Annotated in this window: 8 protein-coding genes; 7 read left to right on the top strand and 1 reads right to left on the bottom strand. The window is 61.4% G+C overall.

Annotated elements, in window-relative coordinates; translation table 11 throughout:
- Positions 1-401: isochorismatase family protein (locus EN984_RS16855; protein WP_127383837.1), on the bottom strand; the 401-nt coding region annotated here is incomplete at its 3' end.
- Positions 402-552: 151 nt separating this feature from the next.
- On the opposite strand from EN984_RS16855, the gene EN984_RS16860 reads away from it, so the two are divergent.
- The 7 genes from EN984_RS16860 to EN984_RS16890 form a co-directional block, all read left to right on the top strand.
- The gene (locus EN984_RS16860) at positions 553-1446 is read left to right on the top strand and encodes a LysR family transcriptional regulator (RefSeq protein WP_127268277.1); all 894 of its coding nucleotides are present in this window, start codon (positions 553-555) and stop codon (positions 1444-1446) included.
- A 181-nt stretch (positions 1447-1627) separates the two neighbouring features.
- Positions 1628-2425 (top strand): sterol desaturase family protein, encoded by a 798-nt coding sequence (locus EN984_RS16865; protein ID WP_127268287.1) that lies wholly within the window; start codon positions 1628-1630, stop codon positions 2423-2425.
- 102 nt (positions 2426-2527) lie between these two features.
- Positions 2528-3226 carry a DUF2161 family putative PD-(D/E)XK-type phosphodiesterase gene (locus EN984_RS16870; protein ID WP_127271059.1) on the top strand — a complete coding sequence of 233 codons (699 nt, stop codon included), beginning with the start codon at positions 2528-2530 and terminating at the stop codon, positions 3224-3226.
- A 56-nt stretch (positions 3227-3282) separates the two neighbouring features.
- Positions 3283-3690, top strand: a complete 408-nt coding sequence (locus EN984_RS16875; protein ID WP_164748941.1) for a DUF930 domain-containing protein — start codon at positions 3283-3285, stop codon at positions 3688-3690.
- Positions 3691-3869: 179 nt separating this feature from the next.
- Positions 3870-4532 (top strand): TerC family protein, encoded by a 663-nt coding sequence (locus EN984_RS16880; RefSeq protein WP_127271063.1) that lies wholly within the window; start codon positions 3870-3872, stop codon positions 4530-4532.
- A gap of 136 nt (positions 4533-4668) precedes the next feature.
- Positions 4669-5982 (top strand): 30S ribosomal protein S12 methylthiotransferase RimO, encoded by a 1314-nt coding sequence (gene rimO, locus EN984_RS16885; RefSeq protein WP_127271065.1) that lies wholly within the window; start codon positions 4669-4671, stop codon positions 5980-5982.
- Between the two features lie 98 nt (positions 5983-6080).
- A partial coding sequence (locus EN984_RS16890) for an acyltransferase family protein (protein ID WP_164765501.1) occupies positions 6081-6908 on the top strand: 828 nt, incomplete at its 3' end.

A 6908-nucleotide genomic window follows, 5' to 3' on the forward strand; every position in this document is an offset into this window, starting at 1 on the left:
AGGTCCCAGCCTTCGCCGGCGGCCTGGATCACAGGCATTGCGACGCAGACCTCGGTCCACAGGCCGGCGATGATCAGCTGCTTGCGGCCGGTCGCCTTGACGACGTTCACCACATTCTCGTCCTGCCAGGTGTTCACCCAGGTGCGATCGATGACTTCCTGGTCCGGAAATACGTCGGTGATCTGCTTGAAGAGAAGTCCTCCGCGCGCCGCAATCACGCTGGTGAGAATGGTCGGAACACCGAAGGCTTTTGCTAGCTTCGCCAGCGCGGTCGTGTTGTTGACCACCATGTGTGGGTCGTGGCTGTTCAGATTGGCCAGCTGATAGGGCTGGTGGTCGATCAGGACGAGGACCGAATCTGCGGGACGAAGAAGCGAAGCAAGGCCGTTACGAGGGGTCATCAAGACTTCCTTTCTCTGCCGTCTGGACGGCATGGGTTTTCGGGAGACATGCGCCAGCGGGCGACGTTGCCGAAACGCAATTTGCTGTTCCTTTTGGTGATGCGATAGTGCCATATTCAGGCAAGCTGTGTCGCGAAACGAGGAACGCCGATTGGACATCGAAGATCTGCAGACATTCGTCGTAGTGGCCGATGCCGGGGGCGTATCGGCCGCCGCCCGCCGACTCGGCGTCTCCAAGTCGATCGTCAGTCGGCGGCTCTTTCGGGTTGAGGCGGAGCTTGGCGTCCAGCTTCTTGCACGAACGACCCGCGGCGCCGCGCTCACGGAGGCGGGAATTACTTTCAGAGATCATGCGGCCCGAGCCAGCGCCGAGATTGATACGGCCAGGGAAGCGATCTTCCCCACCGGTGAGCTACGCGGCCGCCTGAGGGTTGCCATGCCGCTTACTTTCGGCGCGACCCATTTTGCTCCCGTGCTCGCGGAAATGGCGCGTCTGCACCCGAAGCTTCACATCCATACTTCTTATAGCGATCGCTTCGTCGATCTCATCGCAGAGGGTTTCGATTGCGCGATCCGGGGCGCCTACCTTCAGGATTCCAACCTGATCGCGAAGCGCGTCGGGCCTATCCATGGAAAGCTTGTCGCGAGCCCGGATTACATCAAAGCGCACGCGTCACCCGAGACTCCGGACGAACTCGTCACCCATCAGGCCCTCATGCAGGGAACGGAAGCCTGGCAGTTCATGGATGGCGACAAGATTGTTACGGTCCAGCCGCAGGGCAGGTTCAAGGCCGACAGCGCCACGGCGCTTGCCGCGGCGGCGGCGGCGGGTCTCGGCATCGCCTGGCTCCCCGATTGCATTACACATGAACATGTGGCCTCCGGCGCGCTGGTCCCGATCATGACACGCTATCCGGTACCTCCGGGAGCTGCGTATGTCGTACGCCCGCCGGGGCAGCATCCTACGCGGAAAGTGCGCGTGCTCACCGACATGCTGATTGAGTATTTCAAACGCAACCCGGATCTTTGGGGTCTTGACGGCTAGGACACGAACGGTTCGAAGCCGTGTCAAACAACCGCGTTCGACGGTCCCATTGCTCCGAGCCGTTGCGTTCGGCGACATTGCTTGCACGTTCCGTGCGTTAGCGCCCTTACAGAGCCTTTAGCCTTTGGAAAGGGAGATGTGGTTCCTCTCGGAGGCGCAGACGACGCGCAGAGGCGAATCGATGGATATCTTTGGCATCAAGGCACTGTTGATCTGCGCGCTGATCTTCATTCCGTTCGAACATCTGTTTGCCGAGCGGCCGCAGAAGATCTTCCGCAAGGGGTTTGCTGTCGATCTGATCTATCTGCTGTTCAACGGCTTCATCATAAAGCTGGCCATCGTCATGATGGCGGCAGGCGCGCTCGGTGCCGCTGCGCTCCTTGTCCCGCCGGCGATAACGCAGGCCGTCAGCGGCCAGCCCGTCTGGCTGCAGGTTGCCGAAATCATCGTGATTACCGATATCGGCGTCTACTGGACACATCGGGCCTTCCACAAAATCCCCGCGCTTTGGAAGTTCCATGCCGTTCACCACGGCATTGAGGAACTCGACTGGCTCGGGGCCTTCCACAATCACCCCGTCGACGCCATCGTCACAAAGGCAATATCGCTGACGCCGATCTTTTTCCTCGGCTTCTCGGAAGCCTCGATCGCTGTCTTTTCGACCATCTACCTTGGACACACGCTGCTTGTTCATTCAAACGTGCGGATTCCGTTCGGCCCTTTGAAGTGGCTGATCGCCAGCCCGCAGTTCCATCGCTGGCACCATGCCAACCAGCGCGAAGCCTATGACAAGAACTTCGCCGGGCAGTTGCCTTTCCTCGACATGCTGTTCGGCACCTACAATCCCACCGGCGACAAGGTGCCGGAAAAGTACGGCGTCGACGATCCGATCCCTTCCACCTATTTCGGTCAGATCGGCTATCCGCTCCTGCGCCGCAGGAAGCTGCCGAACCGGGCAGTGCCGAAGACCGAAGCCTGACAGCTGGCCCGACGGTGCGGTATCCACCCCGATCCGCTTTCGGGCCGTGGAACGCCGAACCCCGGGAAGGCTTTTCGCGTCGAATCGGCTAAACCTTGAGGCATGAACGAAACCTCACTCTATGCGCCGGTGAAGCGGTTCCTCGAAAGCCTCGACTTCGTCGTCAAAGGCGAGATCGGCGGCTGCGATGTCGTTGCGTTGCGCGAGGGGGAGCCGCCGGTTGTCGTCATCTGCGAGTTGAAGCTGCAGTTCAATCTCGAACTGGTGCTGCAAGGTGTCGATCGCGCGGCGGCCTGCGACGAGGTGTGGCTGGCCGCGCGCATGTCGGCCCGCGGCAAGGGCCGCGAAAGCGATGCCAGGTTCCGCAATCTCTGCCGCCGTCTTGGCTTCGGCCTGCTCGGTGTGACCGGGACGGACCGGGTCGAAGTGCTTCTCAGCCCGATCGCGCTGGCGCCGCGCAAGAATGCCCGCCGGCGCTCTCGTCTGGTCGACGAGCACCAGCGCCGTCGCGGCGATCCGGTTGCCGGAGGAGGATCGCGCAATCCGATCATGACGGCCTATCGTCAAAGCGCCCTCGCCTGCGCTGCCGCCATGGCGGACGGACCCAGGCGGCCGCGAGATCTGAAGGCGGTGACGCCGATCGCGCCGAAAATCCTGCAGCACAATGTCTATGGCTGGTTCGCGCGCGTCGACCGCGGCCTTTACGATCTCACCGATGCCGGCCGTGCGTCTTTGGTCCGTTGGCCGCAGGCATCGCACGACGAATCCCGACACGCAATTTTGAACGCACCGGCCATATGATTGAAGATTCCCGCGGCGTCCGAGGCGGTTCGCTCGGTTGATTTCTCCGACAAAATATGTTGGTTGTCCCGCCCATGAAGAAGCTCTGCATGACCGCCTTGGCGTCAGTGACACTGAGTTTTCCAGCCAGCGCAATGGACAATGCATTGCGCGCCGGTCTGATGAAACTCGATCCCCAAACCCGTCTTGAACAGCGTTGCGACGCCGAAGTGCTCGACCGCATCACCCATGACGATCGCAAGTTCGAAGCCGATCGCGTCGTCGCCTACGCCTTCGCCACGCCCGAGATGGGCGCCGATGCAATCAAGAGCTCGGGTGCTGCGTTTCGCAGCAAGGGGCAGTGGTACCGGCTGAAATTCAAGTGCCAGACCGCGCCGGACCATATGGAAGTTCTGCAGCTCCGTTACCGGATCGGGGACGAGATTCCAGAAGCCGACTGGGCAAAGTACAATCTCTACGATTGATTTGTGATCGGCCATGGTTTTGCCCGGCTGCCGGCGAGTGCCGCAAAGCCTGATCCGGCTTGACGCAACGCTGCTTCGGTGATGCAGCCACGCGTGATCCCTTGACGCCAGGGGACCACCAAGTTAGGGCCTCTGGATAATCGACGAACACTCGGCAAATCAGCAAGGGCTTCCTGTCGATGGACATTTTTTTCAGCGCTGCCAGTCTGACCGCCCTGCTCCAGGTCATCGCCATCGACCTCGTGCTGGCTGGCGACAATGCGATCGTCATCGGCCTCGCCGCGGCCGGCCTGCCTGCCGAACAACGCAAGAAGGCGATTCTTCTCGGCGTGGTGGCGGCAACGGTGCTGCGCATCGGGTTTGCCGCAATTACCGTCAAGCTGCTGGCGATCGTCGGCCTGCTGCTCGCCGGCGGCATCCTGCTGCTGTGGGTCTGCTGGAAGATGTATCGCGAGTTGCGTACGTCCCATGCCGATGAATTGGAAGCGACCGAGGCACTGTCGAATTCGGACCTCAACAACGACCAGGCGGTCGCCGGCAAGACGAAGCGCAAGACCCTTGGCCAGGCTGCCTTGCAGATTGTCGTCGCCGATGTGTCGATGTCGCTCGACAACGTGCTGGCGGTGGCTGGAGCGGCGCGTGACCATTTTCCGGTGCTGATCATCGGCCTGGTGCTGTCGATCGCCCTGATGGGGCTGGCCGCGACTTTCATTGCCAAGCTGCTGCATCGCCACCGCTGGATTGCCTATGTCGGCCTGCTGATCATTTTCTATGTGGCTGTGGACATGATCTATCGTGGCGCGGTGGAGGTTTGGCCGCATGTAAACGGTGCGGTCGGCTGAGGCTGGCAGACATCGGCATCTTCACGCCGTGGAAGCAAGACCGCCGTGCGTTTTGCCGCATCGCGGGCGTGCCCATACCAATGCCGCAATAAGTGTGGTACTGCGCCGGCAATCCTGAAAAGCCCGGAAACGCTCTATGTCCGCTCCACGCGTGAGTTTTGTCAGTCTTGGATGCCCGAAGGCCCTTGTGGATTCGGAGCGCATCATCACGCGCCTGCGCGCCGAAGGTTACGAAATCGCCCGCAAGCATGACGGCGCCGACCTTGTCGTCGTCAACACTTGCGGCTTTCTCGATTCCGCTCGCGACGAGTCGCTCAACGCCATCGGCTCCGCGCTTTCGGAAAACGGCCGGGTGATCGTCACCGGTTGCCTGGGCGCCGAGCCGGACGTCATTCGCGAAAAGCACCCCAATGTGCTGGCGATCACCGGGCCGCAGGCCTATGAGAGCGTGATGGCTGCCGTGCATGAGGCCGCGCCGCCTTCGCACGACCCTTATGTCGATCTTTTGCCGCCGCAGGGTGTCAAGCTGACGCCGCGCCACTACGCCTATCTGAAAATTTCCGAAGGCTGCAACAACCGCTGTACCTTTTGCATCATTCCGGCACTGCGTGGCGACCTCGTCTCGCGGCCGGCGGCCGATGTGCTGCGCGAGGCCGAGAAACTGGCCAAGGCTGGGGTCAAGGAACTTCTGGTGATCTCACAGGACACCAGCGCCTACGGCATCGACATCAAGTATCAGACGTCGATGTTCGGCGACCGTGAGGTGCGCGCAAAATTCCTCGATCTGTCCGAGGAACTGGGCAAGCTCGGCATCTGGGTGCGCATGCACTATGTCTACCCCTACCCGCATGTCGCCGACGTCGTCCCGCTGATGGCAGAGGGCAAGATCCTCCCTTACCTGGATATCCCCTTCCAGCACGCTTCGCCGCAGGTGTTGAAGAACATGCGCCGGCCGGCACACGGCGAAAAGACGCTCGAGCGCATTCGCGGCTGGCGTGAGGTCTGCCCGGATCTGGCCATCCGCTCGACCTTCATCGTCGGCTTTCCCGGCGAGACGGACGACGATTTCGAGATGCTGCTCGACTGGCTCGACGAGGCCAAGATCGATCGCGCCGGCTGCTTCAAATACGAGTCGGTCCGCGGCGCCCGCTCCAACGATCTCGGTCTCGAACAGGTTCCCCAGGAGATCAAGGAGGCGCGCTGGCACCGTTTCATGCAGCGCCAGCAGAAGATTTCGGCAACGCAGCTGGCCAAGAAGGTCGGCAAGCGCCTGCCGGTGCTGATCGACGAGGCGCATGGCACGTCGGCAAAGGGCCGCACCAAATACGACGCGCCCGAGATCGATGGCTCGGTGCATATCCAATCGCGCCGCCCTTTGCGCCAGGGCGATATCGTCACCGTCAAGATCGACCGCGCCGACGCCTATGACCTTTATGGTTCGGCGGTCTGAGGGCCGTATTTACTACATCTGGCGATAGTTCAGCCTTTTAACCCGCTCAGCCGCGATCCGCTCTATGGTTTGCGGACCGGAGATGCGGGGAAATGCGGATGAACACCAGATCTGCGGAACAAAATTACATCGCGACGCTGGACCTGCTCAGGCTGGCGGCAGCACTTGCCGTCGTGTTCTTTCACTATTTCTTTCGCGGCGCGGCCGCCGAAGGCTACCTCGCGCAGGGCTATCCGCTTGCCGCACCGTTCGCCCTCTACGGCTATCTCGGCGTCAATCTGTTCTTCCTGATCAGCGGTTTCGTCATTGCCTGGTCGGCGGAAAACCGGAGCTGGGATCAGTTTGCGATCGCGCGGTTCGTTCGCCTCTATCCGGGTTTTCTGTTCTGCATGACGATCACCTTCGCAGTTCTCACCCTTGCCGGCACGCCGTTGCTTCCAGCCTCTTTCAGCCAGTACGTCGCCAACCTGTCGATGTTCGCGCCGGCCTTCGGCCAACCCTTCATGGACGGCGTCTACTGGTCGATCGTGCTTGAACTGGTGTTCTACGGATGGATCACGCTGGCCCTGTTCACCGGGCTCTTCCAGAAACGCAAGCTGGAGCTGATCTTCATCTGGCTGGCGATCTCGGCCTTGAACGAGTTCTTCATCGGCAGCGGCGGAGCCAGGCTGCTGTTCCTCACCGAGTTCGGCCCGTTCTTCGCCGCCGGCGTGCTGGTCCACCACATCCATTCGCATGACCGTTCTGTGCCGGCCCTGCTGCTGCTCGCCGCCGCGTTCCTGATCTCCTGCGGAACGCTGTCGGTGACGCAGCGCTGGATGCTCGGCCACTACGGCATTGCCGTCTCCTCGGCCAATCTTGTCTTCGCCAACGCCGTCATGCACGCGGCCCTGATCGGCGCGGTGCTGTTGCGCCACCGTGTGAGG

Source organism: Mesorhizobium sp. M7A.F.Ca.CA.004.12.1.1, from assembly GCF_003997835.1.
In the GTDB taxonomy this organism is placed as follows: domain Bacteria; phylum Pseudomonadota; class Alphaproteobacteria; order Rhizobiales; family Rhizobiaceae; genus Mesorhizobium.